Raw genomic sequence first — 22,812 nt, 5'->3', positions numbered from 1 at the left:
AAGATGGCTCAGTTATGGGGCGGACGTTTCACAAAGGAAACGGACCAGCTGGTATATAATTTCAACGCGTCATTGAGCTTTGACAACAAGCTCTACAAACAGGATATCACAGGAAGCATGGCACATGCTTCTATGCTTGCAAAGCAGGGCATAATCACAGAGGAGGAGAAGGAGACGATCCTGGCAGGATTGAAGGGCATTCTGACAGATATAGAGAGCGGAGCACTTGCCTTTTCCCCTGAATATGAGGACATCCACAGCTTTGTGGAGGCTAACCTGATCGACCGCTGCGGGGATGTGGGCAAGAAACTGCACACAGGCAGAAGCCGCAATGACCAGGTAGCTCTTGATATGAAAATGTACGTAAGGGATGAGATCGGGGAGATCGATATCCTTTTAAAAGAACTGCTGGAATCCATTTACAGGATCATGGATGAAAATGTACATACTTACATGCCCGGATTCACGCACCTGCAGAAGGCGCAGCCGGTGACACTGGCACATCACTTCGGCGCGTATTTTGAGATGTTCAAACGTGACAGAAGCCGTATGGCAGACACGGGTAAGCGTCTGAACCTCTGTCCTTTAGGCAGCGGAGCACTGGCGGGAACCACGTATCCTCTTGACCGGGAATTTACGGCAGAGGCACTGGGATTTGACGGGCCTACCTTGAACAGTATGGATTCTGTGGCGGACAGGGATTATCTGATCGAGCTTCTGTCAGGCCTTTCCACCATAATGATGCATCTGAGCCGTTTCTGTGAGGAGATCATTCTCTGGAATTCCAATGAGTACCGTTTTGTGGAGATCGATGACGGCTACAGCACAGGCAGCAGCATTATGCCCCAGAAGAAAAATCCGGATATTGCGGAGCTGGTGCGCGGAAAGACAGGACGTGTCTACGGCGCCCTCATGTCCATTCTGACGACCATGAAAGGCATTCCTCTGGCGTATAATAAAGATATGCAGGAGGATAAGGAGTTTACCTTTGATGCCATTGACACGGTAAAGGGCTGTATCGCTCTGTTTAACGGTATGATCGCCACCATGTCCTTCAATAGAGAAAATATGGAAAAGAGCGCCAAGAACGGCTTTACCAACGCCACAGACGCGGCAGACTATCTGGTGAACAACGGTGTGCCCTTTCGGGACGCACACGGCATTGTGGGACGTCTGGTGCTTGCCTGCATAGAGAAAAACATCTCTCTGGACGAGATGAGCCTGGAAGAATATCAGGAGATCAGCCCTGTATTCAAGGAGGATATCTATGAGGCCATCAGCATGAAAAACTGCGTGGAGAAGAGAAATACCATCGGTGCTCCCGGCGAGGCAGCCATGAAGCAGGTTTTGGCACTGCACAAAAAATATCTGGAAGAAAACTAAAAAATACTTGCTTTTTTCCCGGATTTGTTATAGTATTGTTTAGGAAAAACAAATGTGCGCACAGGGAAAACAAAAGTGGGCACAGAATACATAGACGAGGAGAATTGCCGTATGAGTGAGAAATTAAGAGTTGGTATATTAGGTGCAACAGGAATGGTAGGCCAGAGATTCATCTCTCTGCTTGAGAACCATCCCTGGTTTGAGGTGGTTACTGTGGCAGCCAGCGCAAGAAGCGCAGGCAGGACATATGAGGAAGCCGTGGGCGGACGCTGGAAAATGGACACTCCCATGCCGGAGGCTGTGAAAAAGCTGGAAGTCATGAATGTATCTGAGGTAGAGAAAGTGGCATCCACTGTTGACTTTGTATTCTCTGCCGTGGATATGAGCAAAGAGGAGATCAAAGCCATTGAAGAAGATTACGCTAAGACAGAGACACCGGTTGTGTCCAACAACAGCGCACACCGCTGGACTCCGGATGTACCTATGGTAGTGCCGGAAATCAATCCGGAGCACTTTGATGTGATCGAATTCCAGAAAAAACGTCTGGGAACCACAAGAGGCTTCATCGCCGTAAAACCCAACTGTTCCATTCAGAGCTACGCACCGGTGCTCACAGCATGGAGAGAGTTTGAGCCATACGAGGTAGTGGCAACCACTTATCAGGCAATCTCCGGAGCAGGCAAGACCTTCAAAGACTGGCCGGAAATGGTAGGCAATGTAATCCCCTTCATCGGCGGAGAGGAAGAAAAAAGCGAGCAGGAACCCCTTCGTCTCTGGGGTGAGATCAAAGACGGCGTGATTGAAAAGGCAGCAGAACCTGTCATCACCACACAGTGCGTGCGTGTTCCGGTATTGAACGGACATACAGCAGCCGTATTTGTAAAGTTCAGAAAGAATCCGACCAAAGAACAGCTCATCGAAAAAATGGTGAACTTCAAGGGCATTCCCCAGGAATTAGACCTGCCAAGCGCTCCGAAGCAGTTCATCCGTTATATGGAAGAAGACAATCGTCCGCAGGTTACCCTGGATGTTGATTACGAAAAGGGAATGGGCGTGACAGTGGGACGTCTGAGAGAGGACAGTGTATATGATTACAAGTTCATCGGCCTTTCCCATAACACCGTGCGCGGCGCTGCCGGCGGTGCTGTCCTTTGCGCAGAGACACTGAAAGCCAAAGGATTTATCACAAAAAAATAAAACTTAAAGTCAGACCGGGGAGCTCCCTCCGGTCTGATTGCATGGAAGAGGAGCTTTTATGAGTAAATCTTTATTTATCGCAGAAAAGCCCAGCGTGGCACAGGAATTTGCCAAGGCTCTCAAGGTCCAGACATCCCGGCATGACGGGTATCTGGAATCTGAGAATACCATTGTCACCTGGTGTGTAGGCCATCTGGTCACCATGAGCTACCCGGAAAAATACGACATAAAATTTAAGAAATGGAGTCTGGAGACCCTGCCTTTTCTGCCTGAAGAATTCAAATACGAGGTCATACCGTCCGTATCCAAACAGTTTCAGATCGTGAGCGGACTTTTAAACCGGGAAGATGTTTCCACCATCTATGTCTGTACCGACTCCGGACGGGAGGGAGAGTATATCTACCGCCTGGTCGCCATGATGGCAGGGGTGAAAGACAAGGAACAGAAGAGAGTGTGGATCGATTCCCAGACAGAGGAAGAGATATTGAGGGGAATCCGGGAGGCAAAGGATATCACTGCCTATGACAATTTATCCGCGTCCGCGTATCTGCGGGCCAAGGAAGATTATCTCATGGGTATTAATTTCTCCCGGCTTCTTTCTTTAAAATATGGAAATGCAGTGTCCAATTACCTGGGCAGCAAATACCAGGCCATATCCGTGGGCCGTGTCATGACCTGCGTGCTGGGCATGGTGGTGCGCAGGGAGCGGGAGATCCGGGAATTTGTAAAAACCCCGTTTTACCGTGTACTGGGCAGCTTCTCGGCAGGCCGACACCCCTTTGACGGGGAGTGGCGCGCCATGGAGGGCAGCCGGTATTTCCAGTCTCCTTTTCTCTATAAGGAGAACGGATTCAAGGAGAAAAAACACGCGGAGGAGTTAAAAGCCATTCTATCCTCCAATCCGCCGTACAAGGCTGTGGTGGAAAAGATTGAGAAGAAAAAGGAGAATAAAAATCCTCCTCTTCTCTATAATCTGGCAGAGCTTCAGAATGACTGCTCCCGCATGTTTAAGATCAGCCCGGATGAGACCCTGAAGATTGTCCAGGAACTGTATGAGAAAAAAATGGTCACCTATCCAAGGACCGATGCCCGTGTGCTCTCCACTGCGGTGGCAAAAGAAATACATAAGAACATCAGCGGCCTTCGGGGCTATGTGCACGGAAAACCCTTTGCGGAAGAGATACTGGAAAAGGGCAGCTACAAAAATCTGGAGAAGACAAGATATGTCAATGACAAACAGATCACAGACCATTACGCCATTGTCCCCACAGGACAGGGTATGGGTGCTCTGGGCAGCCTCCACCCCCAGGCGGCAAAGGTCTATGAGACAGTGGTGCGCAGGTTTTTAAGCATTTTTTATCCGCCTGCTGTGTATCAGAAGGTGAGTATCGTGTCTGTCATTGAGAAGGAGAGACTGTTTTCCTCCTTTAAAATACTGGTTTCAGAGGGATATCTGAAAGTGGTGCAGAACTCTTTCGCAAAAAAGAAGGATGAGAGTCCCCAGGAGGATGGGGAACAGACAGAGGATACCGGCTTTCTGGAAATCCTGCAGACCATCAAAAAAGGCAGTGAACTGGATATCACAGGTTTCCAGATCAAAGAGGGGGAGACCTCCCCGCCGAAACGCTATACTTCCGGTTCTATGATCCTGGCTATGGAAAATGCGGGACAGCTCATAGAGGACGAGGAGCTGCGGGCGCAGATAAAGGGAAGCGGCATCGGCACCAGTGCCACCAGGGCGGAGATCCTGAAAAAACTCATGACCATCAAGTACCTGGCATTAAATAAGAAGACCCAGGTCATCACCCCCACTTTGCTGGGCGAAATGATCTTTGATGTGGTCAACGCATCCATCCGCTCTCTTTTAAATCCTGAGCTGACCGCAAGCTGGGAGAAGGGCCTTACCTATGTGGCGGAGGGGGAGATCACTCCGGAGGAATACATGGCAAAGCTGGAGAATTTTGTGAGAAGCAGAACCCAGGGCGTACTGGGACTTAGAAATCAACTGGCCCTGAAGCAGTTTTTTGACGCGGCGGCCGTATACTATAAAAAAGCCGGAAAAGCCGGCGGAAAGAGGTAAAGCAAATGGAACAGCTTAAAATCAGTGAATTATACAGCGATTTAGATCAGACAATGGCAAAAGAGCTTCTGGAAAGCAGGACATATCCCTGGGAAGTGCTCCCTCTTATCAGCGAATTTATTGTAAAACTGGGCAGCACACTGTCTGAGGAGGAGTACGAGAAGAGGGGAGAGAATGTTTGGATCGCCAAATCCGCAAAGGTAGCCCCCACTGCATTCATCAACGGCCCGGCCATTATCGGTAAGGACGCCGAGGTGCGCCACTGTGCGTTTATCCGCGGCAATGCACTGGTTGGGGAAGGTGCTGTGGTAGGAAATTCCACAGAACTGAAAAACGTGATCCTGTTTAACAAAGTACAGGTTCCCCACTATAATTATGTAGGCGATTCCATTCTGGGATACAAGTCCCATATGGGAGCCGGCTCCATTACCTCCAATGTAAAATCTGATAAAAAACTGGTGGTTGTAAAAGGTGCTTCCGGAAATATAGAGACAGGACTGAAAAAATTCGGCGCTATGCTGGGCGATGAAGTGGAAGTAGGATGCGGTTCCGTGCTGAATCCGGGAACCGTGATTGGAAGCCACAGCAACATTTACCCGCTGTCCTCCGTGCGCGGAGTGGTTCCGGCGAAAAGTATTTATAAGAATAAGAATGAAGTGGTAGAGAAAACAGAAGATTGAGTGTAACAATTCAGCCGGGGCTGTGCGTTTTAGCGCGCTGAATGGTTATGATTAATAGAAAAGAGCTGACCGGATCGGAGTGGGTCAGCTCTTTTTGCGTCTGCGGATATATTTTAATGAAAATACATCCGGTATAAGAGAAACAGTACCATAATGGTTAAAACTGCCATACCTGCATGAAACAAGGCTTTGCTCACCAGGCCGTCCGCATGGCACAGATCCAGGCTGATACCGAATTTAAGAGGGTATAATATCCGGACATTTTTGTAATTGAGCATGTCGATAAGCATGTGTGAGAGCATGGCAGCAGAAAAATACGGTGTGATATCCGGAAAGATTCCGTATACTATGCCGCTTAAAATGACAAGTGCGGGCAGAGAATGCATGAAGGACCTGTGGGGCTGGTTTTTTCCAAAGGTGCATACACCCAGGAAGATAAGAAAACTTACGGTAAGTCTGTAAATGCTGCTCTCTTTTTGGAAACGGTATCGGATTCCCACATTCCATTTCCATTCTGCAAAGGCCAGGGCGGCTATGACAAGTACAGTGATGACAGTGATTTTATTCAGTTCATCCCGGGATTCCGAGGTGGTGACATCAATATCGCTGATCACGGAGCCGATGGCGGCTGTGCCAAGGCATAATAATAAGCTGCTTAAGTTTTGCGGCTGCGTCACGCAGACAGCGGCGGCTGTACCTACGGACAGATGTGTTTTTCCGGTCATATGTATCTCCAGTTCCGGGAGACTGCAGAAAGGCGTTTCTATTTCTCCTGCCTGGATGCAGTCTCCCTGTTTCATGTAGTGTAAGTGTTTTTTATGCTGCATAGGCTGAAATCAGCATTTTAGAAGGGCATAGCGGATGAGAAACAGCAGGAAAAGATGCACCGGATAAAAGAAATAGAAAAAGTATTTGATCTTCCGGCCTCTCTGTCCGTTATACATGTTGATGGGAATAAAGGCGAAGCAGGCAGGCGGTTCCCACAGAAGAGAGAGACAGCCCGCAATGGTCTTTTCCAGGGGATAACTCTGAAACAGATATAGAAGGATGATCAGTATGACGCCTCTGTAACTGTAATCCGTTTTTAAGAGATATCCGAGGAGCAGACCGGCAGCGGCAGCCACAAGGGCCAGTGCAGGCACTCTTTTTCGGGCTTCGTCCATTGCCGTGATCGCAAGAAAACCGACGAGGAGTGTGATCATGACATTCTGGTAAGAAAATTCCAGGAATTTGCCTCTAAAGCACAAATCGAAAGGTATTTCCGAGAGAAGAGCAAACAGAGCGAGCCGCAGCGCATATTTTTTTCTGTTTGAAGTGTGGATAAAACCCTCTACAAGCAGGAAACAGAATATGGGAAAAGCAATACGCCCTATTTTTCTGAGAACCCAGTCAATCTTCCATATGAGAAGCGTATTTTCGTAGGACAGAGCCTGGGGCAGGTTCATCTGATAAGCGTGGATAAATCCGTTTTCCAGAATGACGGCACCGATGTGGTCGATCAGCATGGTGACTATGGCAAGGATTTTCAGGGCAGACCCCGAAAGTACGGGAGGCAGAAGCTGCCAGCGGGACGGACGAAATGTTTTTTCCTGCATGTGATAACTCCTTTATGTCTAAATGTCGTATAATATACAAAATCCGAACTCATTGAGTTCGGATTTACTTAATTTATTGTTTTAAATGGAGCATACGGGATTCGAACCCGTGACCTCCACAATGCCATTGTGGCGCGCTCCCAGCTGCGCTAATGCCCCTCAGGATTTACAACGATGTTATTATAGCATATAGTTTTTAGAAATGGAAGTAATTCTTACAACTTTCTTTAGAAATTTTTTAAAAATCCGCCGACCATTTCTTTAAGTCTTCCGGTTAAGATAAAGTCAACCTAAGACAAGGAGAAAACAAAGGGGGACTTTTGATGAAGATATTAATTACTACAGACTGGTACAAACCCATTGTCAACGGAGTAGTCACCTCTGTTCTCAATCTGAAGAGAGAATTAGAAGAGCGCGGCCATGAGGTGAGAGTGCTGACACTTTCCGAGACCGGAGCTTCCTATAGAGATAACGAAGTTTATTATGTGAAATCCATGGATCTGGGAAGTATTTATCCCAATGCGAGAGCGGTTCTTCCCTATGGCAATCCCTTTATAGGGGAACTAATCGACTGGGAGCCGGACGTGGTGCATTCACAATGCGAATTTATGACTTTTCAATACGCGGTTAAAATCAGTAAGAAGTGCGGATGCCCGCTTCTTCACACCTACCACACCATATATGAAGATTATATGCATTATCTTCCGGGCATGCTGGGCAGATATACAGCGGGCCGCAAAGCAGGCAAAAAGGCAGTGGCCGAATTTTCCAGAACCATTCTGAACAAAACAGACCGGGTCATCGCACCGACAGGGAAAGTAAGAGACATTCTTTCCACCTATCAAGTTAAGCCCGAAGTGGACGTGATCCCAAGCGGCATTGACCTTGGAAAGTTCAGAAGAACACTGACACAGGAGGAAAAAGAGCAGAGAAAAGAAGCTCTTGGGATTCCGAAAGAGAATAAAGTTCTGGTCAGCGTGGGAAGGCTGGCAAAAGAGAAAAACCTGGAAGAGATCATGGAGTATTTCGCAAGACTTTCGGAGGAGGGTACCGAGCACCTGACACTTCTGATCGCAGGTGACGGGCCGGACAGGGAGAACCTGGAAAACCTTTCAAAAAGTCTGGGAATCGACAAAAATGTCTGTTTTACCGGAATGGTGGCTCCGGATGAAGTGTGGGCCTGCTATCAGATGGGAGATATTTTTGTGTGTGCATCCAACAGTGAGACACAGGGAATCACTTACATTGAGGCACTGGCAAGCGGTGTCCCTGCCCTGTGCAGAAAGGATGCATGTCTGGAGGGTGTCATAGCAGACGGCTGCAACGGCTTCCAGTATGAGACGTATGAGTATTTCCGCATGCACCTTACCTATCTTCTGGAAAATGAGGAGAGAAGACAGGCAATGGGGGCAATGGCAAGAGAGATGGCGGAAGAATTTTCAACCTGGAACTTCTGTACCATGGTGGAACGTGCTTACCGCACCGCCTGCCGGGAGAAAGAGCAGGTTTCCGTATACACAGATACAGAGCGGGCTGCCTGGGGACGGGCGATTATGAAACGTATGATGAGGAGGGCTTCTTAATATGATGAAAATAAATATGATGTCAAAGGCAGATATGGTAAAAGGACAGGGCGTTCTTTCCGCTCATGATGAGCAGGTAGCGCTGGCGGCGCAGGTTCTGAAGGGACAGTTTGAGGTGCTGAACAATGCAAAAGAATCCTGTGAGATCACCCACTACCATTCCATCAACCCGGAATTTTACCTGGGGATAGGACACAGAAAAAGACAGGGAAAGACCGTGGGATATGTACATTTTCTTCCGGAGACGGTAGAGAACAGCATCCATCTTCCCCGGTTTATGAAGAAGATTTTCTACCGCTATATGCTCTCCTTCTATAAAAGAATGGATAAGCTGGTGACAGTCAATCCGTATTTTATTGAGCGTCTGGCACACTACGGGATTCCAAAAGAACGGGTGACCTATATTCCAAACGTAGTGTCAGAGGAGGATTTTTATCCCCTTCCCCGTGAGGAGAGGGCGCGTATCCGCAGGGAATACCGTATCAGCAAAGACGCATTTACCGTTCTGTGTGTAGGCCAGCTCCAGAAACGAAAAGGTGTGGTTGATTTTGTGGAGGCAGCGAAAAGAATGCCGGACTGCATGTTTGTCTGGGCAGGCGGATTTTCCTTTGGAAGGATATCCGACGGCTACGAGGAAATCAGGAAAATGATGAAACACCTTCCCCCGAACGTACGGTTTTTGGGAATCGTGGACAGGGAGAAAATGAATGAGATCTACAACATGGCTGATGTGATGTTCCTTCCCTCCTATGAGGAACTGTTCCCCATGACCATATTGGAATCCATGAACTGCGCAGTACCGGTCCTGGTACGGAACCTGCCTATATATGACCCGATCCTTTTTGATTACGCGCTCAGGGGAGACGGTATGGATGCATTTGTAAGTACCTTAAAACAGCTCAGGGAAGATCCTGATTTTTACCAGAGAAGTGCCCACGCCTCTTTTGCGGGACATGAATTTTACAGCAGGGAGCATGTGGGGCAGATGTGGAAAGAGTTTTATGAGAAGACAGCGGCAGAGGGAAAACGTACCGTCCCTGCCCGCCGGAGAGGAGGAAACGTATGGAGACAAAAAGAACAGCAGTTCTCATGAACCTGTGCACCATCGCGGGACTGATCGGAATGGGATTTTTCATTTTCTATGGGGTGCAGAACCGGATCTTTGTATCCAGGGATGCTCTGGAACTTTTCCTTCACAACTGCGGTGTGTGGGCTCCTGCCCTGTTTGTTCTGATTCAGATCGTACAGGTAGTGATTCCCATTCTTCCGGGTGCCATAGGGTGCCTGGGCGGGGTGCTGATCTTCGGCCCTGTGTGGGGATTTGTATATAATTACATTGGAATCAGCATTGGTTCCATACTGGCATTTCTTCTCTCAAAACAGTACGGCAGACCTTTTGTGCGGAATATTATTGGGGAGAAGAATTACGACAAATACATCGGATGGCTGAGCAAGGGAAACGGATTTGACAAGGCATTTGCAGTGGCGATCTTTCTCCCTGTGGCACCGGATGACCTGCTGTGCTACATTGCGGGCTTAACCAAAATGACTCTGAAGAAATTCACAGCCATCATCCTTTTGGGAAAACCGGGCTCCATCCTTTTATACAGCCTTGGACTGACCGGTATTATGGAAGTATTGAAAATGATGTTCTGATGCGTACAGCGTCCTCTTCGTGAAGCCCCAAGCGGCTGCAGAGAGGGCGTTTTTCTATGTATATTATGTAGAGTCAGAGCAGCTACAAATATACAGTGTGCAGGATAGAACAGCATTTATTGTAGGAAAATTACAAATAAAAAGAAAAATTGTGGAATGAATATTGTATAAATCCGATGATTCATGTATAATGGAATAGGTAATTCTAAGCAATATTGACGAATCTGCACAATACAGTGCGGAATGACGGAAAAGGAAACTATGTGGATTCTCAAATTTAAACCGGTAGACTGTAAAAATTGTTATAAATGTGTCCGCCATTGTCCGGTGAAGGCCATCCGGATCAGGGACCATCAGGCGCAGATCATGCAGGATGACTGTATCCTCTGTGAGAAGTGCACGATCATCTGTCCCCAGCACGCAAAAGCGGAGAAGAACGATGTGCCCAGTTTGAAGCGGATGATCGCGGAGGGATATCAGCTTGTGGCAAGTGTGAATCCAGCCTATACTGCAAAATACGGGCCGGGCAGTTTTCCGGTGCTCAGGGAGTCACTGCGGAAACTGGGATTTACGGATGCCAGAGAAGCTGCGGAAGGCACGTATCTGGTGCGAAGAGAATATGAACGGATTCTGCAGGAAGGGCAGATGGATGTGATGATCACCTCTGTATGCCCCGCAGTTGTGCGTCTTGTGCGCAGCAAATATCCCGAGCTGGCAAAATACCTGCTTCCGGTGTTATCCCCCATGCAGACCCATGCCAAATATCTGAAAGAGAAAAACAGGGACTGCATTCCGGTATATATAAGCCCGTGCATCTCGCCCGTTGCGGAAATCTCCGAGAAAAACAATTATTCCGCCTATGTCATAACCTTCGAGGAACTGGATGCCTGGATGGAGGAAAACAGTATCACGGTTGACGCAGATCAGGAGGAACCGGAGCCTATGCTCTCCAGAATGCGTGCCATGAGCGGCGGCATCACACGGATTATCAGAAAAAATGAAGATTATACATATCTGAGCATTGATGGTGTGGAAAATTGTATGCAGATTCTGGAGGAACTGCGGGAGGGAAAGATACATAAATGCTTTCTGGAGCTGAATATCTGCGAGGGCGGCTGTATCGGAGGCCCCTCTTTCCAGAAGGATAAGATACGCAGATTGAAAGGTTCCATGGATGTGATGAAAGCTTCCATGAAAGACCCGTTTTGTCCCGATGATGAAGCAGATTTCAATCTCCCTGCAGGTATGAACCTGGAGCGGGAATTTATTGAAAAAGAGGTCAGCCATCCAAAGCCCACAGAGGCTGAGCTTCAGGAAATCCTGAAAAAGATGGGAAAGGCCACCCACCAGAAGGAATTAAACTGCGGTGCCTGCGGATATAACACCTGCAGGGAGAAGGCCATCGCTATTTTCCAGAACAAGGCGGAGATTTCCATGTGCATTCCCTATATGCGGGAGCGTGAGGCCAGCTATGCCAACAAGATCATCAATTCCATGCCGGGTATGCTGGTGACAGTGAATACAGATCTGGAAGTGGTGCAGCTCAACAGGGCGGCCATGGATTTATTCGATATCCGAAGGAAAAAGGCCATTATCGGCCAGCCGGTGTCAAAGCTTATGGATGATTACGCCTTTGTAAATATGCTGGCATTCGGTAAGGGATTTACCCAGGACAAGATTTTTGTGGAGGAATACAAGGTCTATCTGGAGCGTGTTCTCACGTATGATAAGAGTAACGGACTGATCATCTGCATTATGAAAAATGTCACAAAAGAGGTGGCACAGCAGCAGGAGGTGCGCCGTACCAGGATCATGGCGGCACAGATGGCGGATAAGCTGGCGGATGAACAGCTTAGCATCGTTCATCAGATCGCAGAGCTTTTAGGTGAGACGGCAGCCGACACAAAGGTGGCTGTGGAGAAGCTGAAGGAGACCATCCTCACAGAACAGGAAAAGTCCGGGACTGACAATCCGGAGGGATGGCTATGAAGATACATTTTGACAACCTCTTTGCGGATTTCGGACATGTCAGTCTGAATAAAAAGAAAGAATCCCTCTGCGGAGACTTTTACATTACAGAGGAACGGGGTTCCGACACGGTACTGGTTCTCTCGGACGGCCTCGGCAGCGGGGTAAAAGCCAACATTCTGGCAACGCTCACAGCAAAAATGCTCTGTACCATGATGATAAAAAAGCTTCCGCTGGACGATGCCGTGGAGGCCATTGCCAAGACACTTCCCGTGTGCCGCGTGCGGAACATGGCCTACTCCACCTTTACTGCCCTGAAGATAAGCGGCAGACAGGCCTATCTGGCCCAGTATGATAATCCGGGTGCCATTCTTCTGAGGGATGGAAGGTCTGTGGAATATCCGGAGACCTCACACAGCATCAAGGAGAAGGAAATCCGGGAGGCAGAGCTTACCCTGCAAAAAGACGACGTGCTCATCCTCATGTCAGACGGCGTTACCAATGCCGGTATGGGAAAGACCACCAACGGAGGATGGGGGCGGGAGGATGTAGTCCGCTTCTGCGAACAAAAATACAAAAAAGAGATGTCAGCCCAGCAGCTGGCAGCCCATATCGCCAGTGCCTGTGTAGACCTGAATTTAGATGAGACAGATGATGATATCACGGTTCTGGTGATTAAATTATGTGAGAGGGCAGTTACGAATCTCATGATCGGGCCGCCCAGCCAGATGGAAAAAGATGAGGCATTTTTAAAACTGTTTTTTGCATCACCCGGAAAGCACATTGTGTGCGGCGGAACCACAGCTAAGTTCGTGGCAGACCATCTGGGTGAGGAATTAGTATCGCTTGATGACACCAGATGTGATGAGGTGCCGGCCATGTCTGCCCTGAAAGGTGTGGATCTGGTCACGGAGGGCCTTCTGACCATCCGGCGTTTGAATATATATGCCAACCGCTATTTAAAAGACGGACTGGCAGTGCTTGGTTTCGGCAGGAAAAAGGATGCAGCCGCAAGGCTTCTGGAGGAGCTCTTTGAAAACTCCACAGACATCCGCATATTTTTCGGGAATGCCAGAAACCCGGCGAACACAGAACTTCACATAGACGCGGGAGAAAAACTGCGTCTTACCTACCATTTAAAAGATTGTCTGGAGAAGGCGGGGAAAAAAGTGAAGATGAAAATATGGTAGTCATTTGATACCTTGCCAGGTTGAACCGGATAAGGAAGGTTCTGCATCTGAACAAAATGTGCAGGCCGCCTTTCAAGGCATCAGAGGTAATATATTATATATAGGAGGGTAATATATGTTAGACCAATCTTACTACGAAAAGGCAGATGAAATCATTGGGCGGTACGGAAAGAAACCGTCATCCCTGATTCCGATCATGCAGGACATTCAGGGTGAATACCGCTATCTGCCGGGGGAACTGCTCACTTACACTGCACAGCAGATCGGGGTGACAGAGGCAAAAGCTTACAGCGTTGCAACTTTTTATGAGAATTTCTCTTTTGAGCCAAAGGGAAAATATGTCATTAAAGTCTGTGACGGCACGGCATGTCATGTGAGGAAATCCATGCCGATCCTGGAGGCACTCTACAAAGAGCTGGGACTGAGCAAGAAGAAACACACCACCGATGATATGATCTTTACTGTGGAAACCGTATCCTGTCTGGGTGCATGCGGCCTGGCTCCCACGCTGATGGTCAATGAGGAAGTGCATCCCAAGATGTCACCGGAAAAAGTAGTTGCGTTAGTGCAGGAATTGAGAGGTGAAGGCGCATGATGATTTCAAACAAAGCAGAACTCGACAAGTGCAGGGAAGCGGCGGTAGAGGAGCTGCAGTCTTACGGATGCAGGATCCTTGTCTGTTCCGGTACAGGATGTATTGCCACAGGTTCCGAGAAAATCTATCAGAAGATGATGGAAATCGTGGGGAACACCCCCAATGTCACCATTGAATTTGCTCCCCATGACGAGAAAGAACATGTGGGTGTCAAAAGGACAGGCTGCCAGGGCTTCTGTGAATTCGGTCCTCTGGTGCGTATCCAGAAGGGTGACAAAGTGGTGCAGTACATAAAGGTTCAGCCGGATGACTGTCAGGAAATCTTTGACAATACGGTTATGGGTGACGGCCTTGTGGACAGACTGCTCTACAAGAAAGCGGAGAACACCTATGTACAGCCGGATGAGATTCCGTTCATTGCAAAACAGACACGTGTGGTTCTGGAAAACTGCGGCAGATTTGACGCGGAATCCATTGATGAATATATTGCAGCGGGCGGATTCAAAGCCCTGGAAAAAGTGCTGTTTGACATGAAGCCCGAGGATGTTGTGGAGGAAGTGGACCAGTCCGGCCTGCGCGGCAGAGGCGGCGGCGGATTCCCCACCGGAAGGAAATGGAAACAGGTTGCTGCCCAGGAAGAAAAAGAGCGCTATGTAGTCTGCAACGGTGACGAGGGTGATCCGGGAGCATTCATGGACGGCTCCGTTATGGAAGGTGACCCCTTCAAGCTCATTGAGGGTATGATGATCGCCGGATACGCGGTAGGTTCCTCTGAGGGATATATCTATGTGCGTGCCGAGTACCCCAACTCTGTGGCAAGGCTGAAACACGCCATTGCAGTTATGGAGGAGAGAAATCTTCTGGGAGATGACATCCTGGGAACAGGATTTGCGTTCCATATGCATATTAACAGAGGCGCCGGTGCCTTTGTCTGCGGCGAGGGTTCTGCTCTGACAGCCTCCATTGAGGGCAACAGAGGATTCCCGCGTACCAAACCGCCGAGAACCGTTGACCATGGTCTGTGGGCAAAACCCACGGTTCTGAACAATGTGGAGACATATGCCAATGTTCCGAAGATCATCCTGAAAGGCCATGAGTGGTTCCGTACCATCGGAACAGAGGGAAGCCCGGGTACCAAGACCTTCTCCCTGACAGGCTCCATTGAAAATACAGGCCTGATCGAAGTTCCCATGGGAACTACCCTGCGTGAGATCATTTATGAGATCGGCGGCGGTCTTCAGGAAGGTTCTGAATTTAAGGCTGTACAGATCGGCGGACCGTCCGGCGGATGTCTGACTACCCAGCATCTGGATGAGCCTCTTGATTTTGATTCTGTTAAGAAGTTCGGTGCCATTGTAGGCTCCGGCGGACTTGTTGTTATGAATACGGACACCTGTATGGTGGAAGTGGCAAGATTTTTCATGAGTTTTACCCAGAGAGAATCCTGCGGAAAATGTGTTCCCTGCCGTATCGGTACCAAGAGAATGCTGGAAATCCTTGAGAAGATCGTAGCGGGCAAAGGGGAAGTGGAAGACCTTGACAAATTGGAGGAGATCGCAAAGAGTGTAAAAGATCTGTCTCTGTGCGGCCTCGGAAAGAGTGCACCGCTTCCTGTACTGAGCACCATCCGTATGTTCCGTGATGAATATATGGAGCATATCGTGGATAAGAAATGTGCTTCCCATACCTGTACAGCGCTTCGGAACTATTATATCAATCCGGAAAAATGTAAGGGATGTACCAAGTGTGCAAGAAATTGTCCGGTTGGTGCTATTACCGGTGAGAAGAAAGAACCGCATACCATCGATACCGCAAAATGTATCAAATGCGGCGCATGTATAGAAAACTGCAGTTTCGATGCAATCGAGGTAAGATAGGAGGAGAGAGAATGATTCATGTTACGATAGACGGAATTCCTGTAGAAGTTGAGAAGGGGACTACCATCTTACAGGCTGCAGAGAAAGCCGGTGTGAAAATCCCTACATTATGTTATATCAAAGACCTGCTTCCGGATGGCTCCTGCCGTATGTGTATGGTGGAGATCGAAAACAGGGGAAGAAAGAAAATGGATACCGCATGTTCCTGCCATGTAAGCGAGGGCGATGTGATTGAGACCATGAGCGAGAAGGTAGTGGATGCCAGAAAGACCATCCTGAACCTGCTTTTGTCCAATCACAAGACAGACTGCTTCTCCTGTGCACAGAACGGCAGATGTAAGCTGCAGGACTACTGCGTGGAATACGGCGTGGAGAGAACCACATACGAGGGCGAGATGACCGAGTTCCCGGTGGATGACTCCAACCCGTTCTTTACCTATGATCCGAACCTGTGTATTCTCTGCCACAGATGCGTGAATACTTGTAATAAGGTGGTAGGCCGCGGTGCCATTGACACCATGGAGAGAGGATTTGAGTCCTCCGTCGGAACACCTTTCGGCGTGCCTATCAGAAAGAGTACCTGTGAGTCCTGCGGAAACTGTGTGGAGGCATGTCCTACCGGAGCACTTTCCTCCAAGAGAAGAAAATCCTTCCGTCCGTGGCAGATCGACAAGAAAGTCCTGACTACCTGTCCGCACTGTGGTACCGGATGCCAGTTCTATCTGGTAGTCAAAGACAATAAGATCGTGGATGTGGAGCCGGCCAACGGTCCGGCCAACAAAAATCTGCTCTGTGTAAAAGGACGCAGCGGTTCCTTTGATTTTGTACACTCTGCAGACAGGGTGAAATATCCGCTCATCAAGAACAAAGAGACCGGTGAATTTGAGCGCGCAAGCTGGGACGAGGCACTGGATCTGGTGGCTTCCAAATTTATGGAGATCAAGAAACAGTATGGTTCTGAATCCCTGGCAGGTTTTGCATGTTCCCGTTCCCCGAATGAGGACATTTACATGGTTCAGAAGATGGTGAGAACCTGCTTTGGAACCAATAATACAGATAACTGTGCACGTGTATGCCATTCCGCATCCGTTGCAGGTCTTGCCATGACCCTTGGTTCAGGCGCTATGACCAACCCCATTGCAGACATCACCCAAAAACCGGACCTGATCATGATGGTAGGCTCCAACCCGGAGGAAGCGCATCCTGTTATTGGCATGCAGATCCGCCAGGCGGTACAGAGAGGCTGCAAACTGATCGTGGTTGACCCACGTGATATAGATCTGTCCAAGAAAGCAGACATTCATCTGAAATTAAGACCGGGTACCAACGTTGCGTTTGCCAACGGCATTATGCATGTGATCATTGAAGAAGGACTTCAGGATATGAAGTTCATCGAAGAGAGAACCGAAGGCTATGAGAAGATCAAAGAAATCGTAAAAGATTACACACCGGAAAAAGTTGCGGAGATCTGCCACATTGACCCGGATGATTTGAGAAAAGCTGCCATCATGTATGCAAAAGCAGACAAAGCGCCAATCATCTACTGTCTGGGCGTTACCGAGCATTCCACCGGTACAGAGGGCGTTATGTCCATGTCCAATATGGCTCTGCTGGTAGGCAAGCTGGGACGCGAGGGCTGCGGCGTTAACCCGATCCGCGGACAGAACAACGTACAGGGTGCCTGTGATATGGGTGCCGGCCCGAAGGATTACCCGGGATACCAGAAAGTGGAGAATCCGGAAGTACGTGAGAAATTCGAGAAAGCCTGGGGCGTGAAGCTGAATCCCAACAATGGTCTGCACTCCACAGAAGTATTCCCGGCAGCTATCGAAGGCAAGGTAAAAGGCCTGTACATTTACGGTGAAGACCCCATTGTCACAGACCCGGATACCCATCACATTATCAAAGCACTGGAAAATCTGGACTTCTTTGTGATCCAGGAGCTGTTCATGACAGAGACCGCACAGTATGCGGATGTTATCCTTCCGGGTGTCAGCTACGCGGAAAAAGAGGGTACCTTTACCAACACGGAACGCCGTGTGCAGAGAGTACGCCCTGCTGTGAAGCTGGACGGGGATATGAGACTGGATACAGATATCATCATTGACCTGATGAACCGTATGGGCTATCCGCAGCCGCATCTGACCTCCGCTGAGATCATGGATGAGATCGCGTCCGTAACACCAAGCTACGGCGGCATCAGCCATGCAAGGCTTGACGCAGGTGAAACTCTGCAGTGGCCGTGCCCGACCAAGGATCACCCGGGAACCCCGATTCTGCATGTGGGCAAATTCTCAAGAGGACTTGCCATGTTCTATCCTGCAGAGTACGTTCCGTCCGCAGAGCTTCCGGATGAGGAATATCCGATCATCATGATGACCGGCCGTATGCTGTATCACTATACAACAAGGGCCATGACCGGAAGAACACCGGGACTTATGGAAATCCAGGGTACCTCTTATATAGAGATGAACTACAAGGATGCCGAGGCACTGGGAATCAAAAACGGTGACAAGGTAAAAGTATCCTCCAGACGTGGTCAGATTGAATCCACCGCAAGAGTAGGACGCAAGGTTTCCCAGGGCGAATCCTGGATGCCGTTCCACTTCCCGGATGGAAACGCGAACTGGCTGACCAACGCAGCACTGGACAAATACGCAAGAATACCGGAATATAAGGTATGTGCGATAAAAATTGAAAAAGCATAAGTAATGATTTCGTAACTGTTCAGCCAGGTCTGCGCATTTACCGCGCTGACCGTGTATAAGAATAGTAACGTGACAGCAGGTATTCGCCCCATCGCAAAGCGATTTTTAATGGGCGAATACCTGTAACGATTTAGCTGGCTGAATCGTAACAAGTATAACGGAGACAACAGATATGGCACAAAACTATCCAAAGAGAATTGAAATACAGGAAGGCATAGACCTGCTTCTCTCCCATACAGAGAGAATGGGGAAGGAAAAGGTGGAGATCGATCAGGCTTACGGCAGGATTTTGGCCTGCCGGATACTGGCCAAAGAAAATATTCCGCCCTTTGACCGCTCCCCCTATGACGGTTATGCCATCCGCTCTGCGGATGTTGCAGATGCGGGACATGATACGCCGGTGACTTTAAAAATTATTGAGGAGGTACCGGCGGGACATGCGCCCGAAAAAGCGGTAGGGCCTATGGAGGCAGTAAAAATACTGACCGGAGCGCCTATCCCTCAGGGGGCCGATGCTGTGGTGAAATATGAAGACACTTCCTTTACTGATAAGGAAGTGTGTTTCTTTTCACCCATTGCTTCGGGGAGCAACATCGTAAAAGCAGGGGAAGATGTAAAGACAGGAGAGGTCGTCATGGAGGAGGGCGGACATTTAAGCCCTGCGTCCGTGGGACTGCTTGCAGGTCTCGGGTATGGAGAGGTGGAAGTCTTCAAAAAACCCAGAGTCAGGATCATCAGCACAGGGGATGAGCTTCTGCCCGTATCGGAGGAGCTGAAACCCGGTAAAATAAGAAACAGCAGTGCCTACATGCTGCAGGGGTTTCTGCGGCAGTGGGGAATCACAGCAGATATCTACGGAATTGTCAGAGATGATGAGGACGCCATCAAGGATGCGCTCACCGCGTGTCTGGCCGATGCGGACTGTGTCATAACAACCGGAGGCGCATCTGTGGGGGATTATGACCTGGCCCTTTCCTCTATGGAGGGAATCGGAGCAGAGGTGCTCTTCTGGCAGGTGAGAATGAAGCCGGGAATGGCAACTCTGGCAGCGGTAAAGGACGGCAGGCTTTTATTGGGCCTTTCCGGCAATCCTTCTGCAGCGGCGGCAGCTTTATTTTTGCTGGGGCTTCCCGCATTCCGTAAAATGTGCGGTAAAAAAGAATACAAAGTGCCCAGTATTCCGGTATGTCTGCCGGAGGGATTTCCAAAGAAAAGCCCGGGAGGAAGGATCATCCCCGGTATTCTGGAATTCCATCAGGGAAGAGTGTGCTTAAACACCAGGAAGAATCAGGCAAACGGTATGGTCAGCCCCTGGGGCGGCTGTAATCTCATCGGCATGATTCCAAAAGGCTCGGACGCACTTTTGCCGGGCAGCACCATTGATGCCCTTTATCTGGGGGAGGATTAGGATATGGTGAAGACAGCAGCAGGGATTCTGGCAGGAGGAAAGAGCAGCAGAATGGGAAAAAACAAGGCTTCCCTTACATGGAACGGTGACACCTTTCTGCATACGCTTATAGATGCCTGCCGGGATTTCCCTGAAATCTATGTCTCAGTGGATGACAGGGAAAAATACCGGGATCTGTCCTGTACACTGGTGGAGGATGAGGAAAAAGAATACGGACCGCTGGAGGGCATTTATCAGGTATTAAAGCAGATGGATGCACCGTATGCGGTGATGCTTGCCACAGACATGCCCATGATAAGCCGGGAATTTTTAAAGGCTCTGGTGTCAAACATTACCGGTGAGGAGGACTGCCTGGTGCTCAGAAGAGAGGGCAGGCCTCAGCCGCTGTGCAGTGTGTATGCAAAAAGTATTCTGCCTGTTGTGGAGCATATGCGCAGAAACCGGGAGCACAAGCCCGGACTTTTGTTTCAGCGGGTCAATACACGGTATCTGGATTTGGAGGAGCTGGGATTCGGAGAGGCGGTCATTGCAAATGTAAATACGCCTGAAGAATATGAACAGCTCTGTTTTCATTACGGCAGAAAGCTGCAGGAATTTGCGCCCCGTGTCAGGGAAAAACTGACACACGGAAAGGTAATGGTCTGTTACCTGGACGGATTGGGTTACCGTATGTACAAAAATGCGGCGGACAATGGCAGTGTGCCTTTTATCAGCCGTAATTTTTCCGTGCTCCCTGTGAGGACTGTGGAGCCGCCGGTGACGAATCCGGCTATGGCTACCATGATAACAGGGGAACTGCCGTATGTGCACGGGATACACTCCAGAAAGGACAGGGAAGTTCTGGTCCCCACCCTGTTTGCCGGCAGGAGTGCGGAAAATACAGCATTTTTAGAGGGGGATACCAGGATTTTGAAGACAGAACTTCTGCCCAGGCTTCATGCTGCGGCAAAGGGAAAAGGCTGCGATTATTGGATTTACCGGGATGCGTGCAAAGCGGCTTCGGAGGAAAAAGAATTTATTTTTGCCCATTTTCATGAGATTGATGATGCGGCCCATGCAGACGGCCCCTTTAGCTCTGCGTGTATGGAAAAATTAAAAGAGACAGACGGATATATAGAAGCGCTCTCCGGGATTTTTAAGGGAGAGATCCTGTTGATCAGCGATCATGGCGTGCATGAGACCGGTGACGGAGGGACCCATGGGGAGAATCCGTGTTCCAATGGCGTGTACTCCTATAACATAGAGGATATGCTGGCAGTCTGGGGTGAGCATATATGAAGATAGAAGATGGTTTGTTTGAAGGCATGACCCCTGTGAAACTCAAGGGGAAGTGTGCTGACGGAGCTGAATATTCCTATCAGGCTTTTTCGGTGAGTGAGGTACTGGGCAGTGTGACTGCGGACAGCCTCGTGGAGTTTGTGAGCTGGGACGGCAGGGATACGCTTGTTTCCGGTGAAGAAATCCTCGCGGGGGATGTATACCTTGCGCAGGATGGAGAGACATACCGTCTCGTGATTCCAAAGGATACACACCGAAGGCGCTGGTGTAAACATATAACAGAAATAGAGAGTGAGCAGGGAGGGTGACAGTTGAAAATCTGTACGATCGTAGGTGTGAGAAAGTCCGGCAAGACCACAACGGTTACCGGACTCATCAAAGAACTGAAAAAACGGGGATACCGGGTGGGAACCGTAAAGAGTGTGTTCTGTCCCGAATTTACCCTGGACACTTCTGACAGTAATACGTGGAGACACAGGGAGGCGGGCGCTGATCTTGTCTGTGTAAAAGGGAAAAAAGAGACCGATATTTTACTTCCGGCGGACGTAAGCGGGGATTTCTATGAGAAACTGCCTGTGGATTACCTCATACTGGAAGGAGAGTATGAACTTTGTGTGCCCAGAATCATCTGTGCACATAAGGATGCGGAGGTTTCGGAACGTTTGACAGAGGAGACGATTGCCATAGCAGGGAGACTTGCCGGGGATAAAAAAACCTATGGGGAGTTCAGAGTCTATCACTCTGTGGAAGAGATATCCGCTCTGGCAGATCTGCTGGAAACACTTCCGGATGCGGAATTTCCTTTAAAAAAGCGTCCCATGCTCCAAAAGGCAGCGGCTTTTTGCCAGTGTGGCTGCCATAAGGCAGAGAAAAAGCTGGCCGGAAAGAAAAAACTCACGGCCCATCCCTCAGAAGCACATAGAAAACATATCTTCCTGACAGGGGAAAAAGGGGCTGGCAAGAGCACACTTTTAAACCGTATTGTGGAAGAACTGGGAACAGAGCCGGTGGGTTACAGAACACTGCCCTATGAGATCGGCGGTGTCCAGAAGGGATTTTACCTGCACAGCCTGGTACCTGTGGGAGAATACGAAAATGACAGTCCGATCCTAATACGGGCCGGTAAGGGAAAGAAGATATCCATACCGGAAACCTTTGAGACACTGGGCGCAGCCGTGATGAAAAAGGTGAAGGAAATGCCTGAAAAAACAGCCGTGATAGATGAACTCGGAAAGGCTGAGGCAGATGCCCCCGCCTTTCAGGAAGCATTGTTCTCCTGTCTGGATACCCAGAGTCTTGTCATCGGTGTCCTGCAGAAGAATACAGGTGCGTTTACACAGGCAGTGGCAGAACGCCCCGACGTGGAAGTGATTGAAGTTACAGAAAAGAACAGAGACGGTCTTCTGGAAGAAATCTGTAAAAAAATCAAAAATATGGAATGAAAAGACTTGACTAAAATTGTCAAAATTGATATTCTTAATATAGTGATCCTGTTTAATACATGAACAGAGTCAGAAAACGGAAATATAAAAAAATAAAGGGGCAAAACTGTCGTAAGGCAGTGACGCAAAGCCACGGGTCCCAAGGGAGGGACAGCCGGGCTGCAGACAGTGA

Annotated in this window: 18 protein-coding genes, 1 tRNA gene and 1 riboswitch; of the genes, 16 read left to right on the top strand and 3 right to left on the bottom strand. The window is 49.0% G+C overall.

The genetic code is table 11. The features are described from left to right. Positions 1 to 3: 3 nt before the first annotated feature. The 4 genes from argH to V8Q34_RS15205 all read left to right on the top strand — a co-directional run bounded on the left by argH (position 4) and on the right by V8Q34_RS15205 (position 5,340). Positions 4 to 1,383 carry an argininosuccinate lyase gene (gene argH / locus V8Q34_RS15220; RefSeq protein WP_227210071.1) on the top strand — a complete coding sequence of 460 codons (1,380 nt, stop codon included), beginning with the start codon at positions 4 to 6 and terminating at the stop codon, positions 1,381 to 1,383. 111 nt (positions 1,384 to 1,494) lie between these two features. Continuing rightward, positions 1,495 to 2,580 (top strand): aspartate-semialdehyde dehydrogenase, encoded by a 1,086-nt coding sequence (asd, locus tag V8Q34_RS15215; RefSeq protein ID WP_335835851.1) that lies wholly within the window; start codon positions 1,495 to 1,497, stop codon positions 2,578 to 2,580. Positions 2,581 to 2,638: 58 nt separating this feature from the next. Further along, complete coding sequence (locus V8Q34_RS15210; protein WP_335835850.1) at positions 2,639 to 4,660, top strand: DNA topoisomerase; 2,022 nt, start codon at positions 2,639 to 2,641, stop codon at positions 4,658 to 4,660. Between the two features lie 5 nt (positions 4,661 to 4,665). Then, the gene (locus tag V8Q34_RS15205; RefSeq protein ID WP_033143457.1) at positions 4,666 to 5,340 is read left to right on the top strand and encodes an acyltransferase; all 675 of its coding nucleotides are present in this window, start codon (positions 4,666 to 4,668) and stop codon (positions 5,338 to 5,340) included. Positions 5,341 to 5,453: 113 nt separating this feature from the next. Here V8Q34_RS15205 and V8Q34_RS15200 read toward each other — a convergent pair whose 3' ends face one another. The 3 genes from V8Q34_RS15200 to V8Q34_RS15190 form a co-directional block, all read right to left on the bottom strand. Further along, positions 5,454 to 6,065, bottom strand: coding sequence for a metal-dependent hydrolase (locus V8Q34_RS15200; protein ID WP_033143456.1), 612 nt, complete (start codon positions 6,063 to 6,065; stop codon positions 5,454 to 5,456). 111 nt (positions 6,066 to 6,176) lie between these two features. Further along, on the bottom strand, positions 6,177 to 6,935 hold the full coding sequence (locus V8Q34_RS15195) for a TraX family protein (RefSeq protein WP_033143455.1): 759 nt from the start codon (positions 6,933 to 6,935) through the stop codon (positions 6,177 to 6,179). Positions 6,936 to 7,021: 86 nt separating this feature from the next. Then, positions 7,022 to 7,094 (bottom strand) — tRNA-Ala (locus V8Q34_RS15190). Positions 7,095 to 7,258: 164 nt separating this feature from the next. Between V8Q34_RS15190 and V8Q34_RS15185 the strand changes: the two genes are divergently transcribed. From V8Q34_RS15185 to mobB, 12 genes are all read left to right on the top strand, one after another. Beyond that, entirely contained in the window at positions 7,259 to 8,518 is a 1,260-nt protein-coding gene (locus V8Q34_RS15185; protein WP_335835849.1) for a glycosyltransferase family 4 protein, read from the top strand. A gap of 1 nt (position 8,519) precedes the next feature. Further along, complete coding sequence (locus tag V8Q34_RS15180) at positions 8,520 to 9,611, top strand: glycosyltransferase family 4 protein (protein WP_033143453.1); 1,092 nt, start codon at positions 8,520 to 8,522, stop codon at positions 9,609 to 9,611. Beyond that, on the top strand, positions 9,581 to 10,174 hold the full coding sequence (locus V8Q34_RS15175) for a TVP38/TMEM64 family protein (RefSeq protein WP_033143452.1): 594 nt from the start codon (positions 9,581 to 9,583) through the stop codon (positions 10,172 to 10,174). The genes V8Q34_RS15180 and V8Q34_RS15175 overlap by 31 nt, the downstream gene beginning before the upstream one ends. Before the next feature lie 261 nt (positions 10,175 to 10,435). Beyond that, positions 10,436 to 12,163 (top strand): [Fe-Fe] hydrogenase large subunit C-terminal domain-containing protein, encoded by a 1,728-nt coding sequence (locus tag V8Q34_RS15170; protein WP_335835848.1) that lies wholly within the window; start codon positions 10,436 to 10,438, stop codon positions 12,161 to 12,163. After that, positions 12,160 to 13,332, top strand: coding sequence for a PP2C family protein-serine/threonine phosphatase (locus tag V8Q34_RS15165; RefSeq protein WP_033143450.1), 1,173 nt, complete (start codon positions 12,160 to 12,162; stop codon positions 13,330 to 13,332). Before V8Q34_RS15170 ends, V8Q34_RS15165 begins: the two co-directional genes overlap by 4 nt. A 115-nt stretch (positions 13,333 to 13,447) precedes the next feature. Then, a complete protein-coding gene (locus tag V8Q34_RS15160) occupies positions 13,448 to 13,927 on the top strand; it encodes a complex I 24 kDa subunit family protein (protein WP_033143449.1) in 480 nt (159 codons plus the stop codon). After that, a complete protein-coding gene (locus V8Q34_RS15155) occupies positions 13,924 to 15,804 on the top strand; it encodes an NADH-ubiquinone oxidoreductase-F iron-sulfur binding region domain-containing protein (protein WP_033143448.1) in 1,881 nt (626 codons plus the stop codon). The genes V8Q34_RS15160 and V8Q34_RS15155 overlap by 4 nt, the downstream gene beginning before the upstream one ends. Before the next feature lie 11 nt (positions 15,805 to 15,815). Beyond that, positions 15,816 to 18,512 carry a formate dehydrogenase subunit alpha gene (fdhF, locus tag V8Q34_RS15150; RefSeq protein WP_033143447.1) on the top strand — a complete coding sequence of 899 codons (2,697 nt, stop codon included), beginning with the start codon at positions 15,816 to 15,818 and terminating at the stop codon, positions 18,510 to 18,512. A gap of 172 nt (positions 18,513 to 18,684) precedes the next feature. Then, a complete protein-coding gene (locus V8Q34_RS15145; RefSeq protein WP_033143446.1) occupies positions 18,685 to 19,920 on the top strand; it encodes a molybdopterin molybdotransferase MoeA in 1,236 nt (411 codons plus the stop codon). Positions 19,921 to 19,923: 3 nt separating this feature from the next. Further along, a complete protein-coding gene (locus tag V8Q34_RS15140) occupies positions 19,924 to 21,198 on the top strand; it encodes an NTP transferase domain-containing protein (protein WP_335835847.1) in 1,275 nt (424 codons plus the stop codon). Beyond that, positions 21,195 to 21,506 carry a hypothetical protein gene (locus tag V8Q34_RS15135; protein WP_033143445.1) on the top strand — a complete coding sequence of 104 codons (312 nt, stop codon included), beginning with the start codon at positions 21,195 to 21,197 and terminating at the stop codon, positions 21,504 to 21,506. The genes V8Q34_RS15140 and V8Q34_RS15135 overlap by 4 nt, the downstream gene beginning before the upstream one ends. 3 nt (positions 21,507 to 21,509) lie before the next feature. Beyond that, positions 21,510 to 22,640: a molybdopterin-guanine dinucleotide biosynthesis protein B gene (gene mobB / locus V8Q34_RS15130; RefSeq protein ID WP_052099694.1), complete on the top strand. Its 1,131-nt coding sequence runs from the start codon at positions 21,510 to 21,512 to the stop codon at positions 22,638 to 22,640. Between the two features lie 89 nt (positions 22,641 to 22,729). Next, a riboswitch (cyclic di-GMP riboswitch) is annotated at positions 22,730 to 22,807 on the top strand. Positions 22,808 to 22,812 lie beyond the last annotated feature (5 nt).

Source organism: Blautia sp. JLR.GB0024 (assembly GCF_037000545.1).
GTDB classification, from domain to species: Bacteria; Bacillota; Clostridia; order Lachnospirales; family Lachnospiraceae; genus Blautia; species Blautia celeris.
Note: the sequence above shows the minus strand (reverse complement) of the source record. Positions and strands in the feature narration are given on the sequence as shown.

Coding starts and splice junctions, on each gene's coding strand:
- asd (WP_335835851.1), top strand. CDS start 1,495: ATGAGTGAGAAATTAAGAGTTGGTATATTAGGTGCAACAGGAATGGTA.
- V8Q34_RS15145 (WP_033143446.1), top strand. CDS start 18,685: ATGGCACAAAACTATCCAAAGAGAATTGAAATACAGGAAGGCATAGAC.
- V8Q34_RS15195 (WP_033143455.1), bottom strand. CDS start 6,935: ATGCAGGAAAAAACATTTCGTCCGTCCCGCTGGCAGCTTCTGCCTCCC.
- V8Q34_RS15170 (WP_335835848.1), top strand. CDS start 10,436: ATGTGGATTCTCAAATTTAAACCGGTAGACTGTAAAAATTGTTATAAA.
- fdhF (WP_033143447.1), top strand. CDS start 15,816: ATGATTCATGTTACGATAGACGGAATTCCTGTAGAAGTTGAGAAGGGG.
- V8Q34_RS15210 (WP_335835850.1), top strand. CDS start 2,639: ATGAGTAAATCTTTATTTATCGCAGAAAAGCCCAGCGTGGCACAGGAA.
- V8Q34_RS15185 (WP_335835849.1), top strand. CDS start 7,259: ATGAAGATATTAATTACTACAGACTGGTACAAACCCATTGTCAACGGA.
- V8Q34_RS15165 (WP_033143450.1), top strand. CDS start 12,160: ATGAAGATACATTTTGACAACCTCTTTGCGGATTTCGGACATGTCAGT.
- argH (WP_227210071.1), top strand. CDS start 4: ATGGCTCAGTTATGGGGCGGACGTTTCACAAAGGAAACGGACCAGCTG.
- V8Q34_RS15160 (WP_033143449.1), top strand. CDS start 13,448: ATGTTAGACCAATCTTACTACGAAAAGGCAGATGAAATCATTGGGCGG.
- V8Q34_RS15200 (WP_033143456.1), bottom strand. CDS start 6,065: ATGACCGGAAAAACACATCTGTCCGTAGGTACAGCCGCCGCTGTCTGC.
- V8Q34_RS15135 (WP_033143445.1), top strand. CDS start 21,195: ATGAAGATAGAAGATGGTTTGTTTGAAGGCATGACCCCTGTGAAACTC.
- V8Q34_RS15155 (WP_033143448.1), top strand. CDS start 13,924: ATGATGATTTCAAACAAAGCAGAACTCGACAAGTGCAGGGAAGCGGCG.
- V8Q34_RS15175 (WP_033143452.1), top strand. CDS start 9,581: ATGGAGACAAAAAGAACAGCAGTTCTCATGAACCTGTGCACCATCGCG.
- V8Q34_RS15180 (WP_033143453.1), top strand. CDS start 8,520: ATGATGAAAATAAATATGATGTCAAAGGCAGATATGGTAAAAGGACAG.
- V8Q34_RS15140 (WP_335835847.1), top strand. CDS start 19,924: ATGGTGAAGACAGCAGCAGGGATTCTGGCAGGAGGAAAGAGCAGCAGA.
- V8Q34_RS15205 (WP_033143457.1), top strand. CDS start 4,666: ATGGAACAGCTTAAAATCAGTGAATTATACAGCGATTTAGATCAGACA.